Raw genomic sequence first — 1,479 nt, forward strand, 5'->3', positions numbered from 1 at the left:
GGGTCTTCAAAGTTGAGCGGTGCGGAGGTGTCCGCGGGCTCGGCGGGTGGTGACGCAGTGTGTCCGTAGTCGTTGGTGGTCGGCGTTGCGAAAGCCGAACGCGTTGCGGGCGACGAGCTTGATCACGCGGTTGATGCCTTCGCTCTTGGCGTTGCTGTGCCCGGTGTCGATGAACGCTTCGGTCTCCGGCCACCAGCGGTCGACGGTGGCGGCGAGCCGGCGGACCTCGGGGATGTCGGAGTCCGCGCACCAGGTGAGGAACTTCCAGCGGGCGTGGCCGACTTGGTGCCGATCGGCACGGGTACGGGCCAGGGCGAGCAGGTTGCGCAGGTTCTCCTTGGCGATCCACGCCGTCAGCAGGGTCTGGCCGATCTTTCCCTCGCCCAGCAGCGCGTTCCACATCGTGGCGAACTGGTCGTCGGTGAGGTCCTCGCGGTTGCGCAGCAGGCGCCGCCTGGCCTTCCACTCGGGGTCACTGGCGCGTCCGCGCCGGCCGCGGGTCTCGGCGGTGGTGCGGCGCCTGACCATGGACAGCATCTTGTCGGCGAGCTGGACGACGTGGAAGTGGTCGACCACGACGGTGGCGTGCGGCAGGCCGGTGCGGACGGCGGCGCGGTAGGTGGCCGACATGTCGATGGCCACGTACTCGATGCTCTTTCTCCAGGTCAGTGGGGTGGTGACGAGCCAGGCGAGCACATCGGCGACGGTGCGGCCCTCGACCTGGCCGAGCAGGCTGCCGGTGCCGAGCGCGTCGACGAACCCCGTATGCCACCGATCACGCGTCAGCAGCCACCTGCCCACGGGGGGGCCTGTTCCCAGCGCGGCCGTCCGCGCCGGGTCTCGTCGATGCCCAGCACCTGCACCCCGGGCAGCGGTGCCTCGGTGACCTCGTGGGCGGCGGTGCGGAAGGCGTCCATCACGGTCGGCCAGGACAGGTGCAGATCCCGGGCGGCCTGGATGACGGTGGAGCCGGCGTCGCGTATCCGGCACCCGGCGGCCCCGCGCAGCCGCATGGTGATCCGCGCACCGGCCGGTAGCTGCGGGATCTGCTCGGTGAACGACCGGCGCGGGCAGCCGGGCTCCCGGCAGAACCGGCGACGCTTGCGCCGACGGAACTCCAGCCCGCTCTCGCCATAGGGCAGATCGTGGGGTCGGGTGATGGCGGAGCCCTTCACTCGGGTGGCGAAGACCCCGCAGACCGGGCAGGCCCGGGCCGTCTCATCGGCCGTGGCCAGGTGGACGCGGCGTGTCCCATCGGCCAGCCGCTCGACCCGGGCGACGGACACCCCGTCGAGGCCGAGCAGCACCGTCGTATCGTTGAGCAAGCCCGTGGCTCCTGGATGATCGTTCTGCGTAGAGAACAGAAATGATCACTCAGGACCACGGGCGCCCCTGCAAGGGCCGAGCCACCCCCTTCGCCACAGAGCGTGACGCCACGTCAGCAAGCCGAACCAGCGCACCGCTCAACTTCGAAGACCC

Annotated in this window: 2 protein-coding genes; both read right to left on the reverse strand. The window is 70.5% G+C overall.

Translation table 11 applies throughout. From position 1 onward, the window contains the following. Nucleotides 1-6: 6 nt before the first annotated feature. A complete protein-coding gene (locus JL475_RS38980) occupies nt 7-801 on the reverse strand; it encodes a transposase (protein WP_202282922.1) in 795 nt (264 codons plus the stop codon). Beyond that, on the reverse strand, nt 783-1,325 hold the full coding sequence (locus JL475_RS38985) for a helix-turn-helix domain-containing protein (protein WP_202282923.1): 543 nt from the start codon (nt 1,323-1,325) through the stop codon (nt 783-785). Before JL475_RS38985 ends, JL475_RS38980 begins: the two co-directional genes overlap by 19 nt. Nucleotides 1,326-1,479: the final 154 nt, after the last annotated feature.

The organism is Streptomyces sp. M2CJ-2 (assembly GCF_016757295.1).
Lineage (GTDB): Bacteria > Actinomycetota > Actinomycetes > Streptomycetales > Streptomycetaceae > Streptomyces.